Source organism: Sphingomonas sp. BE138, assembly GCF_031456125.1.
Taxonomy (GTDB): domain Bacteria; phylum Pseudomonadota; class Alphaproteobacteria; order Sphingomonadales; family Sphingomonadaceae; genus Sphingomonas.
Genome location: NZ_JAVDUC010000025.1, coordinates 1 through 20,515 on the forward strand (window position 1 = coordinate 1; position 20,515 = coordinate 20,515).

Annotated in this window: 16 protein-coding genes; 13 read left to right on the forward strand and 3 right to left on the reverse strand. The window is 63.9% G+C overall.

Annotated elements, in window-relative coordinates; genetic code table 11:
* The 5 genes from J2Y58_RS18430 to J2Y58_RS18450 all read left to right on the forward strand — a co-directional run.
* Positions 1–1,279: TolC family protein (locus tag J2Y58_RS18430; protein WP_310106460.1), on the forward strand; the 1,279-nt coding region annotated here is incomplete at its 5' end.
* On the forward strand, positions 1,276–2,280 hold the full coding sequence (locus tag J2Y58_RS18435; protein WP_310106462.1) for an efflux RND transporter periplasmic adaptor subunit: 1,005 nt from the start codon (positions 1,276–1,278) through the stop codon (positions 2,278–2,280). The genes J2Y58_RS18430 and J2Y58_RS18435, both read left to right, overlap by 4 nt.
* Complete coding sequence (locus tag J2Y58_RS18440) at positions 2,277–3,410, forward strand: ABC transporter permease (RefSeq protein ID WP_310106464.1); 1,134 nt, start codon at positions 2,277–2,279, stop codon at positions 3,408–3,410. Before J2Y58_RS18435 ends, J2Y58_RS18440 begins: the two co-directional genes overlap by 4 nt.
* Positions 3,407–4,534, forward strand: a complete 1,128-nt coding sequence (locus J2Y58_RS18445; protein ID WP_310106465.1) for an ABC transporter permease — start codon at positions 3,407–3,409, stop codon at positions 4,532–4,534. The genes J2Y58_RS18440 and J2Y58_RS18445 overlap by 4 nt, the downstream gene beginning before the upstream one ends.
* Before the next feature lie 215 nt (positions 4,535–4,749).
* Positions 4,750–5,695, forward strand: a protein-coding gene (locus J2Y58_RS18450; protein WP_310106467.1) for an IS630 family transposase whose coding sequence is annotated in 2 segments (ribosomal slippage) — positions 4,750–5,088 and positions 5,090–5,695 — 945 coding nt in all. Because the reading frame shifts where the segments join, the coding sequence is not laid out codon by codon here.
* 159 nt (positions 5,696–5,854) lie between these two features.
* On the opposite strand, the gene J2Y58_RS18455 is transcribed toward J2Y58_RS18450, so the two are convergent.
* Together J2Y58_RS18455 and J2Y58_RS18460 are read right to left on the reverse strand one after the other, a co-directional pair.
* Positions 5,855–6,814 carry an IS481 family transposase gene (locus J2Y58_RS18455; protein ID WP_310106469.1) on the reverse strand — a complete coding sequence of 320 codons (960 nt, stop codon included), beginning with the start codon at positions 6,812–6,814 and terminating at the stop codon, positions 5,855–5,857.
* 57 nt (positions 6,815–6,871) lie between these two features.
* Positions 6,872–7,261, reverse strand: coding sequence for a MerR family DNA-binding transcriptional regulator (locus tag J2Y58_RS18460; RefSeq protein WP_310106471.1), 390 nt, complete (start codon positions 7,259–7,261; stop codon positions 6,872–6,874).
* A 147-nt stretch (positions 7,262–7,408) separates the two neighbouring features.
* Here J2Y58_RS18460 and J2Y58_RS18465 point away from each other — a divergent pair, with 147 nt between their 5' ends.
* From J2Y58_RS18465 to J2Y58_RS18495, 7 genes are all read left to right on the forward strand, one after another.
* Positions 7,409–8,542 carry a thiolase family protein gene (locus J2Y58_RS18465; RefSeq protein ID WP_310106473.1) on the forward strand — a complete coding sequence of 378 codons (1,134 nt, stop codon included), beginning with the start codon at positions 7,409–7,411 and terminating at the stop codon, positions 8,540–8,542.
* Complete coding sequence (locus J2Y58_RS18470; RefSeq protein ID WP_310106495.1) at positions 8,542–10,869, forward strand: 3-hydroxyacyl-CoA dehydrogenase NAD-binding domain-containing protein; 2,328 nt, start codon at positions 8,542–8,544, stop codon at positions 10,867–10,869. The genes J2Y58_RS18465 and J2Y58_RS18470 overlap by 1 nt, the downstream gene beginning before the upstream one ends.
* A gap of 13 nt (positions 10,870–10,882) precedes the next feature.
* A complete protein-coding gene (locus J2Y58_RS18475) occupies positions 10,883–12,682 on the forward strand; it encodes an acyl-CoA dehydrogenase C-terminal domain-containing protein (RefSeq protein ID WP_310106475.1) in 1,800 nt (599 codons plus the stop codon).
* A 13-nt stretch (positions 12,683–12,695) separates the two neighbouring features.
* Complete coding sequence (locus tag J2Y58_RS18480) at positions 12,696–13,445, forward strand: electron transfer flavoprotein subunit beta/FixA family protein (RefSeq protein ID WP_310106477.1); 750 nt, start codon at positions 12,696–12,698, stop codon at positions 13,443–13,445.
* A complete protein-coding gene (locus tag J2Y58_RS18485) occupies positions 13,442–14,371 on the forward strand; it encodes an FAD-binding protein (protein ID WP_310106479.1) in 930 nt (309 codons plus the stop codon). Before J2Y58_RS18480 ends, J2Y58_RS18485 begins: the two co-directional genes overlap by 4 nt.
* A gap of 318 nt (positions 14,372–14,689) precedes the next feature.
* Entirely contained in the window at positions 14,690–14,845 is a 156-nt protein-coding gene (locus J2Y58_RS18490; RefSeq protein WP_198158548.1) for a hypothetical protein, read from the forward strand.
* Positions 14,846–14,962: 117 nt separating this feature from the next.
* Positions 14,963–16,558 carry an isocitrate lyase gene (locus J2Y58_RS18495; RefSeq protein WP_066690520.1) on the forward strand — a complete coding sequence of 532 codons (1,596 nt, stop codon included), beginning with the start codon at positions 14,963–14,965 and terminating at the stop codon, positions 16,556–16,558.
* A 110-nt stretch (positions 16,559–16,668) separates the two neighbouring features.
* On the opposite strand, the gene J2Y58_RS18500 is transcribed toward J2Y58_RS18495, so the two are convergent.
* Entirely contained in the window at positions 16,669–17,400 is a 732-nt protein-coding gene (locus tag J2Y58_RS18500) for a TetR/AcrR family transcriptional regulator (protein WP_066690514.1), read from the reverse strand.
* A gap of 247 nt (positions 17,401–17,647) precedes the next feature.
* On the opposite strand from J2Y58_RS18500, the gene J2Y58_RS18505 reads away from it, so the two are divergent.
* Positions 17,648–20,491 (forward strand): TonB-dependent receptor domain-containing protein, encoded by a 2,844-nt coding sequence (locus J2Y58_RS18505; RefSeq protein WP_310106486.1) that lies wholly within the window; start codon positions 17,648–17,650, stop codon positions 20,489–20,491.
* Positions 20,492–20,515 lie beyond the last annotated feature (24 nt).

Here is a 20,515-nt window from a genome sequence, read left to right on the forward strand (position 1 = left end):
CTGCCGACCCATCATGTCCGGGATCCCCCCACCGCCTTGCCGGAGTGAATCACGCCCTCGTCACCGTCGCAAGCAGCCGTTTTTCAACAGCCTCGATTTTCTGTCGCAGTTACCCGGCCAGTTTCCGGCGGGGCTGCAGCAGATCGTCGGCCAGGTCACGCAGCGGGTCGGTGCCGCGCTGCCTACAATATTCGGCGCGATCCCGGACACGCTGCAATATCAGACGCGCGACACGGTGTTCCGGCCGGCGATCACCGCCGCGATGCCGCTTTATACAGGCGGAGCGATCCCGGCGATACAGGCAGGAGCAGACGCTGCGGTCGATGTGGCGCGCGCCAAACAGGCCGGCGGGCACGACGTGTCTCGTGTCGGCCTTGTTCGGGGCTATTTCGGACAGCAGGTCGCTGCACAACTGACGCACTCCACGCGTAAAACCCTTGAGGGGTTCGACCGGCATCTGTCCGATGCGAAGAAGCTCGAGCAGAACGGAGTGATCCCGCATGCCCGCGTTCTTCAGGTCCAGGTCGCGCGCGATGCCGCGGAGCGCGCTTATGTGCGGGCGCAGCTTGAAGAAGCGACGGCCGCCGATGCGCTCGCGCGATTGCTGGATCAGCCCGGGGGTGTGAATGCCCTGACACCGCTGTTCGTCAATTCGGCGCCACTACCGCCGGTCAGTGTGTTTATCGACGGCATCGATGCAACACCGCGAGCGCGCGGCGCGGATGCCGCCCGCGACATCGCCCGTGCGGGCGTGGGCCTGGCGAAATCTCGTTACCGCCCCCAGGCTTTTGCGTTCGGTAGCTACAATGCCAACCGCGACAACGCACTGCCGACTGAACCCGATTGGGTGGCTGGCGTCAGCCTGCGATATACCCTGTTGTCGAACTTCGATCGCAAGAAGTCGCTCGACGCGGCCCGCGAGCAGGAGCGTGCGGCGGCCGATGCCGCTGCGCAGGCGCGTAAGGACGTGGCCAGCGAAATCGTTCGTGCCTGGAATCTGGTCGAAACCGCCCGGCGGTCTTTCCTGCTGCTCGACAGTAACCTTGCCGCAGCCCGGGAAAACCTGCGGGTCCAACGGGTTTCATTCTTCGAGGGTGAAGCCCCATCCTCGTCGCTTGTCGATGCCGAGGCGACGCTGGCCTCGACGCAAACCCAACGGATTGCGGCGGCCTATGAATATGACCTCGCGCTGGCGGGGTTGCTCGCGACCAGCCACCGGGTTGACGATTTCACCACCTATCTGGCGCGTGCCGATCGACGTTTGGGGGACGAGAAGTGAACGAAGAAACAGCCGCCCCGACAAGGCGCAACACGCGGCCTATCGCGATCGTCGCGGGTGTGATCGTGGTGGTGGTCATCGTCCTGGGACTGTGGCTGGCGAGCCGTCCGGCGCCGGAGCAACTGCAGGGCATGGTCGACGCGGACGAGGTGAATGTCGGCACAAAAGCGCTCGCTCGCGTCGAGCGTTTGATTGCAGAGGAGGGGCAGCGCGCTCAGCCCGGCACGCTGCTCGCAACTCTGTCGAGCCCTGAGATCGCGGGCGGACAGGCGCAGGCGCAAGGTGCGCTCGATGCCGCACGCGCGGTTGCGTCGGAGACGAACGAGGGCGCGAGGTCGGAAGACATCGCAACGCTGCGCTCGACATGGCAGGCCGCTCAGGCGGCCGCGGATTTGGCAGCGGTGACGAGCCGGCGTACCGCCAATCTATATGCGCAAGGGGTGGTGGCAGCCCAGCGCCGGGATGAGGCAGCGGCAGCGCGCGACAGCAGCGCCCGCAACGCCGAAGCTGCGCGTCAGCAATATTTGAAGGCGCTGGCAGGAGCACGTCCGCAGAATAAACAGGCGGCGAACGCTCAGGTGCGCATTGCCGAAGCCGCACTGCGCACCGCCAACGCCTTGGGCCGTGAAACGCAATTATTCTCGCCGATTGCCGGTGAAGTTGCCCGCAAGCTGGTGCAGCCAGGCGAAGTCGTCAGCCCCGTCATCCCCGCCTATCAGGTCATCGACATCGATCACCCTTGGGTCGCGCTGAACCTGCGGGAGGACCGTTACCATGGTCTCGGGATTGGCTCCGTGCTGCACGGTCACATACCTGCGCTGCAACGCGATGCCGACTTCAAGGTCTATCTGGTTGCGCCGCGCGGCGACTTTGCGACTTGGCGCGCCACGCGTGAAGCGTCGGGCTATGACGTGCGAACCTTCGAGATCCGGCTGCATCCGGTCAGTCCGATCGAGAAGCTTCGTCCGGGAATGAGCGTCCTGTTCGACTGGCCACAATGAGCGCCTTTCGCCGGGCTCTGACGCGCGAGGTGCATCATCTGCGCCGCGACCGCTGGGATCTTGCAGGGATTACGCTGCTGCCCGGATTCCTCATTTTCATCGTCGCGGCCCTGTTCTGGCAGGGCCCACTTCGCCAGGTGCCGCTGGGGATCGTGGACGGCGACGGTAGCACGGCCAGCCGAGCAGTCATCCGGGCGCTCGACGCCTCGCCCCTCATTCGGTTCGGCGGGTATTATCCGGGGGAGGTCGACGCCGTTCGTGCGGTCCGCTCCGGCAAGATCATGGGGTTTGCACACATCCCGGCGGGGCTCGGCGAAAGCGTGGCCCGGCACCGCGAGCCAGTCGTCCGCATCCTCTACAACGGAAGTTTCCTGACCGCAGGGGGGCAGGTCGCCCGTGCGGCTGAAGAGGCGGTGACCGATGCGCTCCCTGAGATCGCCGCCAATCAGCTGCCCAATCATGCGGTACCGGCGAGCCGCGTCCGGCGTCTCGCCGTCGAGGCGACGCCGCTGGGCAACGCGCCGTCAAGCTTTGAATGGTTCTTGGGGCTGCTGATCTTCCCGGCGGTCCTGCATCTGATCGCGGCCTGCGTTTGCGCCATGGCGATTGGCCGCGAACTTGAGGGCAAATCACTGTCCGAGTGGGCTAGGGCAAGCGGCGGGGTTGCGCCGGCGATGGCCGGCAAGATGCTGCCTTATGTCCTCGCAATTAGCGGCTGGGGCCTCGCCTGGCTCCTCTACCTGACCCTTGCGCGCGGTTGGCGTATTGAAGGTAGCATCGTTCTGATCGCCTGCGGTCAGACGCTGTTCTACTCCGCGACGGCTGCCGTCGCCGCACTCCTCGTGGCGGTGACGCGTGAGACGGCTACCGCGTTGTCGGCCAGCGCCGTCTATGCCGGATCGGCCCTTGCCTATTCGGGCGCGACGCTGCCGTTGAACGGCGGAAATGCATTCGCCCGCGCTTGGAGCAATGGGCTGCCGCTCACCCATTACATCGCGCTTCAGATGGGGCAGGTCAGTGGTCAGGCGGTCGCTGCAGCCGTCGCGCCGATGGTCTCACTGATGGCCTACGTCGTCATCGCTGGCGGCGGGGCGCTGGCTTTCATCATGGTAAGGGCGCGCCGGGTATGACCTTCGATAGGGCCTTCCTCTCGACGTGGCACACCATTCTCACGTCGAAAACGCTGCTTAGTACGATGCTGCTCGCGGTCGTCCTGTATGCCTTCTACTATCCCGCGCCTTATTCCCATGAGGCGCCACGCAAGCTGCCCGTGGTCGTGGTCGATCAGGATGACAGCGCCCTCAGCCGAACCATAATCCTGGATCTGGACGCCACTCGCGCAATCAGTGTCGCGAGCGTGGTTAGGAACCTCGCCACCGCTCGGGCAGACATGCGTGAGGGCAAAGCCGATGGGGTTATCCTGATTTCCGATGGCCTTGAACGCCAGCTGCGTGCCGGAACGCCTGGGTCGGGTATCGCCGTCTGGGTCAATGCGACCTACCTTCTGCGTGCGAGCACGATCGGCGAGGCGGTGACGGCGGTCATCCAGAATATCGCGAGAACCCGTCTCCTGCCGGGCGGGCAGATCAGTCGCGGCGGTCCGCCCGTCACAGTCGTCAAAGAGACGCTTTTCAACCGAACGGGCGGCTACAAGGGCTACGTCTTCCCGTCCGTGGCGGTCATCATCATTCAGCAGACTCTGCTGTTCGGTGCCGCAACCTTCATGGGCAATCGGCGACGGACGGGGGCATGGCAAATGGGAGCAGCGGAATTCGCCGGCACCCTTGCGGCCTTTTCGTCGGTCGGCGTTGTGGGATGCTACTTCCTGTTCGGCCTGATCTTCTGGGTGCAAGGGGTTCCGGTGGACGGCAACATCCTCGGCATGATCGTCGTCGTGCCGATCTTCGCCGTAGCAGTCGCTGCGCTGGGGTTGCTGGTAGGAAGTGCATTCGATCGGGGAGAGCGGGCGACCTACATACTGGGGCCAACGTCGGTCCCGTTCTTCTTTCTCACCGGCGCTACCTATCCGCTCGATCAGATGCCGCGCTTCTTGTCGGCCTTTTCCCATCTGATACCGTCGACGTCAGGGGTGCACACTTTCGTTCCTCTTAATCAGATGCGCGCTACGCTTGGAGACGTCACGCTCCCGCTGTTGATGCTGGTGGTGCTGGCAATCGGCTATTCGGCACTCGCGTGTCTTCGGATCGTCACCTTCGCGCTGTGGTCTGCCTCGACGGCAGCGGCGGATGCCTGAAGGAACGCAGGATGATCGCAGAGGATCATCACTGCGTTTTTCAACAGCCACGACCTGTTTTGACGAGGCGTCGTAGGAATCTCCGATGCCCGTATCTCGGCCCAGATGCCTGTGAATGTCAGCGCTAGAGCCGTTTGTGATCTGACGGAATCACAGGGGATTCCCAGAAGGGCTGTGATCTGATTCAAGGTGCTGGCTGTTGGAGGTCGGCACAAATGACCAGAGCGTATTCGCAGGATTTGCGCGATCGGGTGATTGCGGCGGTCGAGGATGAGGGTTTGTCGCGACGCGAGGCGGCGCGGCGGTATCGGATCAGCGACGCGGCGGCGGTGCGATGGCTTCAGGCGATGCGCCATGGTCGGCGCGGCGCGCTGGCGCAAGGCGGCGATCGGCGGTCCCGCTTGTCGGCGCACCGGGTCTGGCTGCTCGCGCTGATCGAGGCGGAACCGGACCTGACGCTGCGCGTGGTGGCGGAGCGTCTGCTGGCTGAGCACGGCGTGAGGGCAGACGCCGGGATGCTGAGCCGCTTCTTCACGGGCAACGGGATCAGCTTCAAAAAAAAGCGTTTACGCCTCCGAGCAGCTCCGGCCTGACGTAGTGGCACGACGTGAGGCATGGCGTGCGATGCAGTCGGTGCTGAGCGCCAGGCGGCTGATCTTCCTCGACGAAACCGGCGTCACGACCAACATGGTCCGCCGCTATGGGCGCAGCCCACGGGGAAAGCGGGTTCGGGGCCATGCCCCTGCCGGGCACTGGAAGATCACGACCTTCCTCGCAGGCCTCACCAGCGGCGGGATCGTTGCCCCCTTCGTCGTCGACGAACCTATGAACCGGGCGATCTTCACCCAGTATGTCCGCCAGTATCTGGTCCCCGAACTCAACCCCGGCGACGTCGTGATCCTCGATAATCTGTCCAGCCACAAAGGCGCAGAAGCCGCCGCTCTGGTTGAGGCTTGCGGCGCCACTCTGCTGTTCCTGCCGCCCTACAGCCCCGACCTCAACCCGATCGAAATGGTCTTCGCCAAACTCAAGCACCTGTTGCGAAAGGCAGGCGAACGCACCCGCGAGGGCCTCTGGAACCGTATCGGCTCTCTCCTCGACGACTTCCCTCCGAACCAATGCGCAAATTACTTCACGCACGCCGGGTACGCTACGGTATGATCACAAAACGCTCTAGTTGGCACGTCTTTTCAGCGGTAAATGGCACGCTGGGACGGTCGGGTTTGGGTAGCGAGCGGACATAATCAGCACACTCGTTGCACACTCCTGTGCTATCTGATTGGATCATGACCCATCGCTCAATGCTCGATTTTCTGGTTACTAGGTGTTCAGTCCCGGCATCTGGTGGATCGGGTCGACGATGAACCGGTCTGGTTCTGACGTCCAGATCTTGGCGATGTATTCGTAGGGGGTGAGGCCGCTGAGCGTCTTGAGCCGGCGGGCAAAGTTGTAGGCTGCCATGAAGTCGGCGAGGTGCGTCCGAAGCTGGTCGTGGCTCTCGTAGTGGAAGCGTTTGACGGTTGCCTCCTTGATGGTGCGGTTCATCCGTTCGACTTGTCCGTTGGTCCACGGGTGGTTCGGCTTGGTGAGCCGGTGTTCGATGTCGTTTGCCTCGCAGATGATGTCGAAGCGCATCTGGCGCGACCAGGCGGTGTTCCGGTTGCGCGGCTGCTCGGCGAACTGAATGCCATTATCGGTCAGGATCGTGTGTATCCGGTACGGCACGGCCTTCAGCAGGTGTTCGAGGAACTCCCATGCTGTGCGCCTATCGGCCTTGTCGACCAGCTGGGTGACTGCGAACTTGCTGGTGCGGTCAATGCCGACGAACAGATAGAGCTTGCCTTCGGCAGTCTGCACTTCGGCGATATCGATGTGGAAGAAACCAATTGGATAACGCTTGAAGCGCTGACGCTTGGGCTTGTCGCCCTCGACATCCGGTAGCCGTGAGATGCCGTGCCGCTGAAGGCAACGGTGCAGCGCTGACCGGGTCAGGTGCGGTAGCGACGGCTGCAATGCGTAGAGGCAGTCGTCGAGCGGCAGCAGTGTGTGGCGACGGAACGCCACCACCATTGCCTCCTCCGCCTCGGTCAGGGTCGTTGAATGAGGGGCCTTCGGCCCGGTCTTCAGATCCTCGACCGTCGCCCGCTTACGCCACTTCGCGACTGTCTTCGGGTTGATCCGCAGCTCCCGGCTCAGCGTCGCGAGCGAAGCTTGCGATCGCTGTATTGCTGCTCGGACGGCGTGCGTGGTCGTGGCGCACCCATGACGTACCTGTCCCATGCGGCATCCTTCCATTCCAACGAAAGGATCGCACCATCAAACCGTGGGATCAAACACCTAGCCGGCGTCGGTCAGACGTTGGCGTGCCTCCGCTTCGATCTCCTGCAGTTCTCTCATCGTCTGATCGAGCGCCAGTCGTTGGGCGGAGAGCTCCTCGAGTTTCATCCGGCACTTCTCGGCGAGGATGCGCATCTGTTCGAGTTGACCGGGTTCGGTATCGTAGAGGTCGAGGAATTCCTCGATCTCCCGCAATGAGAAGCCCAGTCGCTTGCCGCGCAGGATGAGTTGGATGCGCGCGACGTCCCGCCGGCTGAAAGCGCGGTTGTTGCCTACCCGTATCGGCTGGATGAGACCTCGGTCCTCGTACAGTCGAAGCGTGCGGGGCGTGACGCCCAGGCGTTCAGCAACGGCATGGATGCCGGTGAGGTCGTCTTCGTCCGATGCCAATAGTGCCTCCTCTCCCTGAGCTCATCTCGCCGGTCGGCGGTCCAGATGCAACATTGCATCCGTAGAATATGTCCTATAGGGAAGATAGATGACTTATAGGAGAGGTCGTCAACCGATGGCCTTCGATCTGAGCGAGGAGATTCGCAGATGACCGCTGTGATTGCTGGTTACGCCCGTTCACCGTTCCATCTGGCCGGCAAAGGCGCGCTGGCGCGGGTACGGCCCGACGATCTGGCCGCGCAGACGATCCGTGGTTTGATCGAGCGCACGGGAGTCGATCCGGCTGAAATCGAGGACATCGTACTTGGCTGCGCGTTTCCTGAAGGCGAGCAGGGCTTCAACGTCGCACGCCTGATCGGCCTGCTCGCCGATCTTCCGTTGTCCGTTGGCGGCATGACGGTGAACCGCTTCTGCGGTTCGTCGATGAGCTCCATCCACATCGCCGTCGGCCAGATCGCGATCGGGGCGGGCGAAGCGTTCATCTGCGCGGGCATCGAATCGATGAGCCGCGTGCCGATGGGCGGCTACAATCCGCTCCCGAATGCGGCGCTCGCCGCGCAGAATGCGGGTGCTTACATGGGCATGGGGCAGACCGCCGAGAACGTCGCCCAGTCCTACCAGATCGGTCGCGCCGAACAGGAGGCTTTCGCGGTTCAGAGCCAGCAGAAGGCGGCGACGGCCCGCAGCGAGGGTCGGCTCGCCGACGAGATCGTGTCGATCATCACAAAGGGCGGCCAGGTGGACGAGGACGGTACGCTGCGTCCGGAGACGACCGTCGAGGGCCTCGCAGGCCTGAAGCCCGCGTTCAGCGCCGATGGGACCGTCACCGCAGGGACGTCCTCGCCACTGACCGATGGCGCATCGGCCGTGCTGGTCACGTCGGAAGAGTTCGCGAAGCGGCACGGTCTCAAGATCCTCGCCCGTATCCGCTCCGTCGCGATCTCGGGTTGCGCACCCGAGACGATGGGCCTCGGACCGATTGGCGCGTCGCGCAAGGCGTTGGAGCGTGCCGGCATTCGTGCGGCCGACCTCGACATCGTCGAAATCAACGAAGCGTTCGCGAGCCAGGCGATCGCCTGCATCCGTGATCTCGGTCTGAAGGAAAGCGCGATCAACGTCGACGGCGGCGCACTGGCGATCGGCCATCCGCTGGGTGCGACCGGCGCTCGCATTGTCGGGAAGGCGGCGGCCCTGCTGGAGCGCGAGGGCGGCCGCTATGCGCTGGCCACTCAGTGCATTGGTGGCGGTCAGGGCATCGCCACGGTGCTGGAGCGCGCATGATGGACGGAACGATCAAGAAGGTCTGCGTGATCGGGGCCGGTACCATGGGTGCCGGGATCGCAGCGCAGATCGCCAATGCCGGGGTGCCGGTCCTGCTCCTCGACATCGTACCCCGCGAAGGTGCCGACCGCGACGCGATCGCGAAAGCGGCAGTCGCGAAGATGCTGAAGACCGACCCTGCCCCCTTCATGTCGAAGGCTGCGGCGAAGTTGGTCGAGACGGGCAACATCGACGACCATCTCGAACGCGTCGCCGAATGCGACTGGGTCGTCGAGGCGGTGATCGAGCGCCTCGACATCAAGCAGGCGCTGTATGCGCGCATCGAGCAATTGATGCATCCCGGAACGGCGGTGTCGTCGAACACCTCGACCATACCGTTGGCGCAACTGGTCGAGGGGCGGTCGGACGCGTTCCGGAAGGGTTTCCTGATCACCCATTTCTTCAACCCGCCGCGCTACATGCGTCTGATAGAGGTTGTGACCGCGCCCGATACTGATCCGGAGATCGCCCAGCGTGTGTCGGACTTCACGGACCGCGCGCTCGGCAAGCGGGTGGTGCGGGCCAAGGACTCGCCCGGCTTCATCGCGAACCGGATCGGCACCTACTGGCTGGCGGTCGCCATCAATGCCGCGATGGATCAGGGTTTGAGTATCGAGGAGGCTGATCAGGTTGGTGGCCGTCCGATGGGCGTTCCCAAGACCGGAATCTTCGGGCTTGTCGATCTGGTTGGCGTCGACCTGATGCCGTTGCTCTCCAAGAGCCTCTCGTCGACGCTGCCGGCAGGCGATGCCTACTTCGACACCATCCGCCCGATGCCACTCATCGACCGGATGATCGCCGAGGGGTTCACGGGACGCAAGGGGAAGGGCGGCTTCTACCGCCTCGACAAGGGTGACGGTGGCAAGCGGACGAAGCTGGCGATCGATCTAGCAACCGGCGAGTATCGGGCCGAACGCAAGCCCGCGCCGCTGCCCAAGGCGGCCGAGCGTGATCTTGGTGCGCTCGTCGCCGCTCCGGGCTGGGTCGGTGCCTATGCCTGGGCGGTGCTGGGTCCGGTGCTTTCGTACGCCGCGTCGCTGGTCGGAACCATCGCCGACGACATCGTCGCGATCGATGACGCCATGCGGCTCGGGTACAACTGGAAGTTCGGTCCCTTCGAACTGATCGACCGTCTAGGCGCAGGTCGCTTCGCGGATCGACTTCGCGTCGATGGAATGAAGGTGCCGACGATCCTGGACACGGTCGGCGATCGGACCTTCTACCGCGTCGAGAACGGCAAGCGGCAGTATCTGTCGGCGACGGGCGAGTATCTGGACATCGTCCGGCCGGAGGGCGTCCTGCTGCTGGAGGATGTGAAGCTCGGTGCCGACCCGGTGGTACGCAACGGATCGGCCGCCTTGTGGGACGTGGGCGACGGTGTCGCCTGTCTTGAGTTCACGGGAAAGATGAATGCCCTGGACGAGAAGGTCATCCAGCTCATCCAGAAAGCGATCCCGATCGTCGAGTCGCGGTTCAAGGCGCTGGTGATCTACAACGAGGCGAGTAACTTTAGCGTCGGCGCGAACCTGGGCCTTGCGATGTTCGCGGTCAACATCGCAGCGTGGGGCGAGGTCGAGCGATTGATCGCCACTGGGCAGGCGGCGTTCAAGGCGCTGAAGTACGCACCGTTCCCCGTGGTCGCGGCACCGGCTGGCATGGCGCTGGGCGGCGGGTGCGAAATCTGTCTGAACGCCGATGCGATACAGGCGCATGCCGAAACCTATATGGGTCTCGTCGAGACCGGAGTGGGCCTCGTTCCTGGCTGGGGCGGCAACGGCGAGCTGATCGACCGCTTTGCCAAGTCGCCGATGATGCCGAAGGGGCCGATGCCGGCCGTGACTAAGGCGTTCGAGACGATCTCGACCGCGCAGGTCTCCAAGTCCGCCGCTCTTGCGCGCGAGATGATGTTCCTTCGCCCAGGCGACGGCATCACGATGAACCGCGACCGGCTGCTCGCGGATGCGAAGGCGAAAGCGTTGGCGATGGCCGACGGCTATGCACCGCCCGAGAAGCCGACGTTCCGCCTGCCGGGGCAGGGCGGCCGGACCGCGATAGCCGGAGCGGTGCGCGACTTCCGCGCAAAGGGCATCGCCACGCCGTACGACGAGGTCGTCGCCGGACGCCTGGCCCAGGTGCTGACCGGCGGTGAGGCCGATGTGGTCGACGTGGTGACAGAAGACGATCTGCTGACGGTAGAGCGCCGGGCGTTCATGGACAGCATCAAGGATAGCCGCACGCTCGCCCGGATCGAGCACATGCTCGAGACCGGCAAGCCGTTGCGCAACTGATCGGAGGATTGGAATGGCACAAGTCTACGAGGCTCCGCTGCGCGACATGCGCTTCGTGCTGAACGAACTGTTCGACGGCGACGATTTCGGCGACCTGCCGCACTTTTCGGAATTCACGCCGGACCTGACCGATGCGGTGCTCGAGGAAGCTGCGCGTCTGACCAAGGATGTGCTGTTGCCGCTGAACGCGAGCGGCGACGCCGAGGGCTGCACGCTGGAGAACGGTGTGGTGCGCACGCCCAAGGGCTTTCCGGAGGCTTACGCGACGTTCAGGGACGGCGGATGGGCGGCTCTGTCCTCGCCGACCGAATGGGGTGGTCAAGGCTTGCCGGAGACGGTGAACAAGCTTGTTGAAGAGATGACCTGCGCTGCCAACCTGTCGTTCAGCCTGTATCCCGGCCTGACGCACGGCGGCACGACGGCAATCCTCGATCATGCCTCCGAAGACCTGAAACAGGCGTATCTGCCGAAGATGGTCAGCGGCGAATGGGCCGGCACGATGTGCCTGACCGAAGCCCATTGCGGAACCGACCTGGGGTTGCTCCGCACCCGCGCCGAGCCGCAGGACGACGGCAGCTTCAAGGTGACGGGATCGAAGATCTTCATCTCGTCGGGTGACCATGATCTGACCGAGAACATCGTCCACCTGGTCCTTGCGCGTCTGCCTGATGCGCCCAAGGGTTCGAAGGGCATCAGTCTGTTCCTGGTACCGAAGTTCCTGCCGAAGAGTGACGGCACGCCGGGGCCGCGCAACGGCGTGGCCGTGGCCGGAATTGAGCACAAGATGGGCTTGAAGGCCTCCGCCACCTGCCAGCTCGCCTTCGAAGGTTCGACCGGTTGGCTGGTGGGTGAGCCGCACAAGGGTCTCGCCGCGATGTTCACCATGATGAACGCTGAGCGGGTCTCGGTGGGCATCCAGGGATTGGGCGTCGGCGAGATCGCCTATCAGTCCGCGGTCGCCTATGCGCGGGAACGCCTGCAGGGGCGCGGCCTGTCCGGGCCTGCCCGGCCTAATCTGCCCGCCGATCCCATCATCGTCCACCCCGACGTGCGGCGCATGCTGATGACGATGCGCGTCTATACCGAGGGGTCGCGCGCGCTCGGCCAATGGGTGTCACGCGCGCTGGATGCGGAAGTGCACGGGGCGGACCCCGAGATGCGGCAGCGCGCCTCGGACTTCGTCGCTATGATGACCCCGGTGGTGAAGGCGTTCTTTACCGATCTCGCGTCCGAGACGGCGAACCTCGCCGTCCAGATCTACGGCGGTCACGGCTTCATCCGCGAACACGGCGTCGAACAGTTCGTGCGCGACGCTCGCATCACGCAGCTCTACGAAGGGACGAACGGCGTGCAGGCGCTGGACCTCGTGGGCCGCAAGATGGGTGCGCACATGGGCCGTCATCTGCGACCGTTCTTTCACGCGGTCTCGGGGCTGCTGCAGTCGAGCGCCGGCGTGGCCGACGCCGATCTGGCGGCATGGCGCGCGGCCCAGGAGCAGGCGTTCGGCATGCTGCAACTGACCACTGGCACCATTGCGCAGAAGGCGCTGAAGGACGGCGAGGAGGCTGGTGCAGCCGCGACCGACTACCTGCGCATGGTCGGCCTAGTGGGCATGGGACACTGTTTCCTGAAGTCCGCCCTGATCGCGCGCCGCAGGCTGGATGAGGGAACCGACGAGCAGGCGTTCTACACAGCGAAGCTTGCCACCGCGAACTTCTTCTTCGACCGCATCCTGCCGCAGGCGACGGCGGCGTTCCTTACGATCAAGTCCGGCAAGCGCTCTCTGATGGCGCTCGCTGCCGACGCATTCTGAACAGGAGTACCCGATGAAGGTGCTGGTGCCGGTCAAGCGCGTGCTCGACTATAATGTGAAGCCCCGCGTGAAGGCGGACGGAAGCGGGGTCGACCTCGCCAACGTCAAGATGAGCATGAACCCGTTTGACGAGATCGCGGTTGAAGAAGCGATCCGCCTGAAGGAAAAGGGCGTAGCGACCGAGATCGTCGTCGTCTCGATCGGCGAACAGAAATCGCAGGACACGCTGCGCACTGCGCTGGCGATGGGCGCCGACCGCGCGATCCTGATCACCAGCGAGACCAAGGTCGAGCCGCTGGGTGTCGCCAAGCTGCTGAAGGCGGTGATCGACGAGGAAGCGCCGCAACTGATGATCCTCGGCAAGCAGGCGATCGACGACGACAACAACCAGACCGGACAGATGCTGGCGGCGCTGACCGGCTATCCGCAGGGCACCTTCGCGAGCAAGGTCGAGGTGTCGGGCGAGACCGTCAACGTCACCCGCGAAGTCGATGGCGGGCTGGAGACGGTCGCGCTCACCCTGCCGGCGATCGTCACCACCGACTTGCGCCTCAACGAACCGCGCTACGCCTCGCTGCCCAACATCATGAAGGCGAAGTCGAAGCCGCTCGCCGCCAAGACCGCCGCCGATTACGGCGTCGACGTCACCCCGCGCCTGACGACGGTCAAGGTCGAGGAGCCGTCGAAGCGGCAGGCCGGGGTAAAGGTCGCCGATGTCGACGAACTGGTCGGCAAGTTGAAGACGCTGGGAGTGGTCGCATGAAGACGCTGGTTTGGGTCGAACATGACGGGCAGTCGGTCAAGGACGCGACGTACGCGGCGATCACCGCTGCCGGAAAGCTGGGCGAGGTCGAACTGCTCGTCGCGGGTCAGGGCGTCGATGGCGTGGCACAGGCTGCCGCACAGATTGCGGGCGTCACCAAGGTGCTGGTCGCCGACGACGCGGCCTATGCCCACAACCTCGCCGAAAACGTCGCGCCGCTGGTCGTCGATCTGATGGGCAGCCATGACGCATTCGTTGCCGCCGCGACCACGACGGGCAAGAACATCGCGCCGCGTGTCGCAGCACTGCTCGACGTCATGCAGATCAGCGAGATCCTGTCGGTCGAGGGGCCGGACAGCTTCACTCGCCCGATCTATGCCGGCAATGCGATCGCCACGGTCCAGACCAGCGATCCCAAGCTGGTGCTGACGGTGCGCGGCACGGCGTTCGACAAGGCCGAAGCGACGGGTGGCTCGGCTGCGGTCGAAGCCGTCACTTCGACCGGTGACAAGGGCGTGTCGAAGTTCGTCGGCGCCGAGATCGCCGCGTCGGAACGCCCCGAGCTGACCAGCGCCAAGATCATCGTCTCGGGCGGTCGTGCGCTGGGATCGGAGGAGCAGTTCCATGCGCTGATCGATCCGCTGGCCGACAAGCTGAACGCCGCGGTCGGCGCGTCGCGTGCAGCGGTCGATGCCGGCTATGCCCCCAACGATTACCAGGTCGGCCAGACCGGCAAGATCGTCGCCCCGGAAGTCTATATCGCGGTCGGCATTTCTGGCGCGATCCAGCATCTGGCGGGGATGAAGGATTCGAAGGTCATCGTCGCGATCAATAAGGACGAGGACGCACCGATCTTCCAGGTCGCCGATGTCGGGCTGGTGGGTGACTTGTTCACGGTAGTGCCGGAGTTGACCGGTAGATTATAGAATGGACCGGACGTTGGTCGGACCTGTATAAACGGTCCGCTCGCAGATCGACTAATCAATGATTCAGTTTTGAGCGCCGTGCGACGATGTTCGTGCGGTGCCTTGTCGCGTTTGGTGAGTATTGTGCATCGGCTGCTTGATTTGCACCGCTGAAGCTACGAATCTCTTGTAAATTATTTACAGAACTACAGTTAAAAAACTGCCAAACCATACATCCAGACTGTTTTATCGACACGATGCTGTTGGGGTTTGGTGATTCCGTATGCTTTTTACACTCCAACCGTGACGGATTACCGATCGCGGATTGGGAGACAGTAGATGACAAAAGAACCGCCGCGCAGTCGCGCCGTGTTCTCGACGGAGGATTTCAGTCTCCTGAAGGAAGCGGTCGGAGCGTACGTCCGGGAGATCGCCGACGATCCCCGCTCGTCGAAGTTTTCCAACCTGTACCATCGCCTGGGCCGTCTGGGCTGATCGCCGAGCGGACGCTTTCACGACCAACCGCAACGGCCGACGCCGCCCCTACGCCAGTTCGGCGTCGGAAGTAGCGCTGCGTCATGCCGCGGCCGCAAACCTTTGGAAGATTTCGACATGACTTACCAGGATCAGACCGCCCGCACCTCCGCACTCATCCGTCAGCAAGGCGGCACATGGGACGGGATCGACGCCGAGGCCGTGGTGCGGATGCGTCTGCAGAACCGCTTCAACACAGGCCTGGACATCGCCAGGTATACGGCCTCCATCATGCGGCGCGACATGGCGGCCTATGACGCGGACCCGGCGGCCTACACCCAATCGCTGGGCTGCTGGCATGGCTTCATCGGCCAGCAGAAGCTCATCAGCATCAAGAAGCACTTCGGCACCACCAAGGGGCGCTACCTGTACCTCTCAGGCTGGATGGTGGCGGCGTTGCGCTCGGACTTCGGTCCGCTCCCCGACCAGTCGATGCACGAGAAGACTAGCGTACCGGCGCTCATCGAGGAACTGTACACGTTCCTCAAGCAGGCCGATGCCCGCGAACTTGGCATGATGTTCCGGGAGCTCGATCACGTCCGCGAGAGCGGAAACGACATGGAGGCCCAGCGGCTCGTCCACGCCATCGACAACTACGAGACGCACGTCGTGCCGATCATCGCCGACATCGATGCCGGATTCGGCAACGCGGAGGCGACGTATCTGCTCGCCAAGAAGATGATCGAGGCCGGCGCCTGCGCGCTGCAGATCGAGAACCAGGTCAGCGACGAGAAGCAGTGCGGCCATCAGGACGGAAAGGTGACCGTCCCGCACGAGGACTTCCTCGCGAAGGTCCGTGCCTGTCGCTACGCGTTCCTCGAACTGGGCGTGGACGACGGGATCATCGTGACCCGCACCGACTCGCTCGGCGCTGGGCTCACCAAGCAGATCGCCTATTCTAGCGAGAAGGGCGACCTCGGCGACCAGTACAACGCGTTCCTCGACTGCGAGGAGGTGCGCGACCTGTCGACACTGCGCGGCGATGTCGTGATCGAGCGCGACGGCAAGCTGATGCGGCCCAAGCGCCTTCCGTCGAACCTCTTCCAGTTCCGCGAAGGCACAGGCGCTGACCGCTGTGTCCTCGACTGCATCACGTCACTCCAGAACGGCGCCGACCTGCTGTGGATCGAGACCGAGAAGCCGCACATCGAGCAGATCGCCGGCATGGTCGATCGTATCCGCGAGGTCGTGCCCAACGCCAAACTCGTGTACAACAACTCCCCGAGCTTCAACTGGACATTGAACTTCCGTCAGCAGGTCTTCGACAGCTGGGCTTACGAGGGTCGTGACCTTTCGACCTATGATCGTACAAAGCTGATGAGCGCCGACTATGACTCGACCGACCTTGCAACGGAAGCCGACGAGCGCATCCGCACCTTTCAGAAGGACGCCAGCGCGCGGGCAGGCATCTTCCACCACCTCATCACCCTACCGACCTACCACACCGCCGCTCTGTCGACCGACAATCTGGCGAAGGAGTACTTCGGCGAGGCAGGGATGCTCGGCTATGTGAAGGGCGTCCAGCGACAGGAGATCCGGCAGGGTATCGCCTGCGTCCGGCATCAGAACATGAGCGGGTCGGACATTGGCGACGATCACAAGGAGTACTTTGCTGGTGAGGCGGCGCTGAAGGCGGGCGGCGCGCACAACACGATGAACCAGTTCGCAGCTTGATCGGACGATGCGTCACGGGGATCGGGAGATCCTCGTGACGCACTCCGTTCCACCCCCGTACTCCGGTTCGGGTGGGCGCACCGCGATCTGCCGTCATGATGATGGGTTGGCTACGTAGGAGATCGGTCTTCGTCGGAAGGCGAATTGAGATCGGGCGGGCCGTCCGGTGCACAGAGCGCTCGGATTCCTGCTGCCACGAAGACGGGCAGTCGGTCGGCTATCCCGAGGAAATTGTCCGAATGCACGAGACCCGACGAGAGTCGATCTATGCGTCCCGTCCGCCCTAGCGAGAACGTAAAGGAGCCGGTCAGGAAGTGATAGCTCCAGTACAGCTTCTCCTTCGACGCGTGGGGCAGGAGGATTTTCATGTCGTCGACCAGTACCCAGGAGACCGGGTCGAACGTCTCGGACATCAGCTCGTACATCTTGCCCCGACTGCTGTTCACGTAGGCGACGATCGAAGCGTAGTTCCGATGCTTGTCGTCAATGTCGGCCATCTCGAATGCGGGCCGCATGAAGGCGTCGAGCAAACCCTCGAGTGTGCCGCCGTTGCCGAGCGATGGACGATAGGCGCCCAAGGCCGCAAGGCGCGCGGCGTTCGCTTCCGGGGCACGCCGACGGAATACCGCGGCGAACAGCTTCTCCTTGTCGCCGAAGTAGTAGCGCATCAGCGACGTGTCGACGCCGGCGCTCGAGGCCACGCTCGAGATGGTGACGCCGTTGTACCCCTTGGCGGCGAATTCCGCTTCGGCATGATCGAGGATCAATGTCATCGAATCCTGACGTCGTTCCGCCTGAAGACGGCGCGCCTCGCGTTTTGTCTCCGTCTGCTCCTTCGTCATTCATCCTGTCCCGTCTGATGTCGCCGCTGTGCCGACCTCGTTGGCCGCTGGGTAGCCCTTTCGTTGCCAGAGCCGCTGGATGTGGCGCTTAACCGCCCTCGCTTTCGAAAAAAAGTTTTACGTGATTCGGCGTGCGGCAACTTATTTCCTGCAAAGCAAAGAAAGATGATTGACGCCGTTTCGCGGCGGCGTCATCCTCCGCTTCAAGAGACCGGGAACGAACCCCGGCTTTGATGGGAGTAGGATTATGAAGAGCAGGCTTTTTGCCGGCATCTGCACGCTCGCGTTGTGTTCATGGTCATCCATTGGGCTGGCGCAGACCGCATCGTCGACGCCATCGACCACCACGCCCCCGCTCCAGGGTAGTGCCGAGGCGTTGCCGGCATCCGGCGATGAGGATGCGATAGCCGACATCATCGTCACGGGCTCGCGAGCAATCGCCGATGGTTCGCAGGCGCCGACGCCGGTGACGGTCACCTCGGGTGAGCAGCTGGTGAAGGCAAACCCCGGACTGATCGCGGAGTCGCTGAACATGCTGCCGGCGTTTCGCGGATCCACCCGCCCCACGACCGGGAACGTCGTCGCGACTGGCCCGAACGCCGGCAGCTTCCTGAACCTCCGGAACCTCGGTGTCCAACGTACCCTGGTCCTCTTGGACGGGCGTCGTGCAGCACCGTCCTCGCGCGAAGGCGCGACCGACGTCAACCTGCTCCCGTCCGATCTGGTGAAGCGGGTCGATATCGTCACGGGCGGCGCGTCCGCCGCCTACGGATCAGACGCGGTCGCGGGCGTAGTCAACTTCGTGTTGGACAACCGTTTCAAGGGCATCAAGGGGACGCTGCAGTCGGGGGTCTCCGAGCGCGGCGATGGCGCGAGCATCAAGGGCAGCGTCAGCGCGGGTACGTCGTTCGCGAACGACCGCGGACGTATCGTGGCAAGCGCCTCCTACTACGATGTCCAGCAGATCGGCAGCCTGGCGGATCGCGAATGGGGCCGGAGCAATACGGGCTTCCTGAACAATCCGGCCAATCGCGGCCAGCTGATCTTCCGAGACAATCTGCGGGCCGCGACCGCGTCCCCGGGAGGTGTGATCCTGAGCGGCCCGCTCGCGCTCCGCCAGTTCGGGCCGGGGGGCACGCTGGTCCCGTTCTCGCGCGGGACCGCGCAGTCGGGTCTCATCCAGGTCGGTGGCGACGGCGCGCAGGCCTTCTCGAGCCTCTCTGCCGGGATCGAGACCCAGAACTACTTCACCCATGCCGAATTCGACGTGACCCCATCACTCACGATCTTCGGGCAGGCGGCCCTCGGCCTGTCGAAGACGGAGTACAATCAGATCCAGCAGTTCAATCTGGGCGGATTCAACGGCTTCACGATCTTCAGCGGGAACGCATTCCTGAACCCCGCCGTGCAGCAGGTGCTCACCCAAACCAACACGCCAGCGTTCGCGATGGGGCGCGTCAACTTCGATTTCGGCACGCCGGCGAATGCGCTCGCCAAGGGTCGGACCCTCGATCTGACCGCAGGCTTCAAGTACACCGGCGGTGGTGGGTTGACCATCGATGGCTATTACGAGCGGGGCCGCAACCGGACCACGATCCGCACCAACAACAACGTGGCGCTCGAACGCCTCTACGCCGCTGCCGACGCGGTCCGGGACCCCGCGACCAACCAGATCGTCTGCCGTGTCTCGCTGACGAATCCGGGACTGTACCCGGGCTGCGTCCCGATCAACCTGTTCGGCGTCGGCGCCCCATCCCAGGAGGCGATCCGCTATGTCGAGGTCAACCCGGCGTTCCGCACGACGGTGAAGCAGGACGTCGCGGACCTATCGATCCGCGCGACCCCGTTCGCGACCTGGGCAGGCGATGTGGCCCTCGCAGCGGGCGGTACGTATCGGCGCGTGGAGCTCGATCAGACGACCAACGACCTCGCCAACAGCGTGAACGATGCGACCGGCATCCGGGGGTTTCCCGCGGCCTATCTGAACCAGCCCGGCGGCCTGCTGCTCAGCAACGTGTTCCCGGTGGCCGGGTCGTACCACCTCTGGGAGGTGTTCGGCGAAGCGGCCGTCCCGCTCGCGCGTGATCAGCCGTTCCTCCACGCACTCGACGTCAACGGGGCTGTCCGGTACATCAACTACAGCACCAGCGGCGGCGTCACGACGTGGAAGGGCGGCGCGGTCTGGGAGCCGGTGGCCGGCCTGCGTCTGCGGGGAACCGCGTCGCGCGACATTCGCGCACCGAACGTGCCCGAACTGTTCGCCGGCATCGTGCAGCAGACAGGCGCGGTGATCGAGAACAACGTCACGGTTCCGATCATTCTGGCGACGCTCGGCAACGCCGATCTCCGGCCGGAGATCGCGAAGACCTACACCGGCGGCATCGTCCTGCAGCCAGACTTCGCGCCGGGGCTGACGCTGTCCGCTGACTACTATTCGATCAATGTGTCGGGGATCATCACGTCGCTGACGCCGCAGCTGACCCTCGACCAGTGCCGCGCGGGTAACGACGCCTTGTGCGCCAACATCACCCGGAACGCGGCCGGGACGATCACGCGCATCACGAGTCCGACCCTGAACCTCAACGAGTTGAAGGCGAGCGGCGTCGATATCGAGGTCGGCTATCGTCCGTCAGGCGACGTCTTCGGCGGCAAGGCCGGCTTTCGGGTGGTCGCCAGCTATCTGGAGAAGCAGCAGCAGATCTTCACCAACGGCAATATTGTCGATCGGGCCGGGGAAGTCGGACTTAGTAGCAACCCGAGGTGGAACGTGGTCGGCAACGTGACGTGGACGTCCGACACGTTCGAACTGTTCGCGCAAGAGCGCTTCATCAGTGCCGGTCGCTACGACGTCACCCGAAGCGAGCCGACCACGATCGAGGACAACACCGTCGACCACATGTTCTACACGGACCTCACGGCGTCGTTCAAGGTCGCCCCAAAGTTCCGCTTCTACCTGACGGTAAACAACCTGTTCGATCAGGATCCGCCGCTCGCTCCGACCGGAACGCTGATCCAGTACAACAGGACGAACCCGCAACTCTACGACGTGATCGGACGGTTCTATACCGCCGGCATCAACTTCAACTTCTGATCCACGCGCCCCGCCCGGTTTCGG

What these genes read in the sequence shown, in the direction of transcription:
- J2Y58_RS18440 (WP_310106464.1), top strand. Translation starts at nt 2,277, where the DNA reads ATGAGCGCCTTTCGCCGGGCTCTGACGCGCGAGGTGCATCATCTGCGC.
- J2Y58_RS18445 (WP_310106465.1), top strand. Translation starts at nt 3,407, where the DNA reads ATGACCTTCGATAGGGCCTTCCTCTCGACGTGGCACACCATTCTCACG.
- J2Y58_RS18455 (WP_310106469.1), bottom strand. Translation starts at nt 6,814, where the DNA reads ATGGGACAGGTACGTCATGGGTGCGCCACGACCACGCACGCCGTCCGA.
- J2Y58_RS18465 (WP_310106473.1), top strand. Translation starts at nt 7,409, where the DNA reads ATGACCGCTGTGATTGCTGGTTACGCCCGTTCACCGTTCCATCTGGCC.
- J2Y58_RS18470 (WP_310106495.1), top strand. Translation starts at nt 8,542, where the DNA reads ATGGACGGAACGATCAAGAAGGTCTGCGTGATCGGGGCCGGTACCATG.
- J2Y58_RS18475 (WP_310106475.1), top strand. Translation starts at nt 10,883, where the DNA reads ATGGCACAAGTCTACGAGGCTCCGCTGCGCGACATGCGCTTCGTGCTG.
- J2Y58_RS18480 (WP_310106477.1), top strand. Translation starts at nt 12,696, where the DNA reads ATGAAGGTGCTGGTGCCGGTCAAGCGCGTGCTCGACTATAATGTGAAG.
- J2Y58_RS18485 (WP_310106479.1), top strand. Translation starts at nt 13,442, where the DNA reads ATGAAGACGCTGGTTTGGGTCGAACATGACGGGCAGTCGGTCAAGGAC.
- J2Y58_RS18490 (WP_198158548.1), top strand. Translation starts at nt 14,690, where the DNA reads ATGACAAAAGAACCGCCGCGCAGTCGCGCCGTGTTCTCGACGGAGGAT.
- J2Y58_RS18495 (WP_066690520.1), top strand. Translation starts at nt 14,963, where the DNA reads ATGACTTACCAGGATCAGACCGCCCGCACCTCCGCACTCATCCGTCAG.
- J2Y58_RS18500 (WP_066690514.1), bottom strand. Translation starts at nt 17,400, where the DNA reads ATGACGAAGGAGCAGACGGAGACAAAACGCGAGGCGCGCCGTCTTCAG.
- J2Y58_RS18505 (WP_310106486.1), top strand. Translation starts at nt 17,648, where the DNA reads ATGAAGAGCAGGCTTTTTGCCGGCATCTGCACGCTCGCGTTGTGTTCA.